1 pseudogene is annotated in these 458 nt (G+C 53.9%); it reads right to left on the minus strand.

Annotated elements, in window-relative coordinates:
- Positions 1–458 (minus strand): annotated as a pseudogene (locus OYT88_RS20765) (hypothetical protein); the annotation flags it as partial.

A 458-nucleotide genomic window follows, 5' to 3' on the forward strand; every position in this document is an offset into this window, starting at 1 on the left:
GTTAAATGCTGGTTTCGGGCAAACCGTTGAAAAATCGTTTGGCGTAAATGAGCCATGATCGTGGCCTCTGAAGCTACCCCTTTGGACGGTGTCCTTAAAAAGCGGAAAAGTTTACTTTTCCGCTGGCTCTCCTTGCGGAGGGCAATCATTTGGAGCAGGCCCATCGCGATGCAGTGGCACATCATGGAGCCTTCGATGGCTTTAACGGTGTGAAGAATCCGTTCTTGAGCGTGTCTATCCGTCACCTGATCCAGGGGCTCGGCTTCATCCGATTGGCGATATCGGTTCAGTCGGGGCATCGACCGGCTCCAAAAATGATAGGCAAACGCGCCGAGCGATTGCTTCAGTGCACGAAAGGTTGTTTCGGTTACGAACCGCTGCGCGTAGAGCCGGATAATGGCTTCTGGTGTCAGGTTCCGATCCGTGCTGACCAAGATGGCGCGTCGTTCGCCCATCAC

Source organism: Sporolactobacillus sp. CQH2019, from assembly GCF_028765345.1.
In the GTDB taxonomy this organism is placed as follows: Bacteria; Bacillota; Bacilli; order Bacillales; family Sporolactobacillaceae; genus Sporolactobacillus.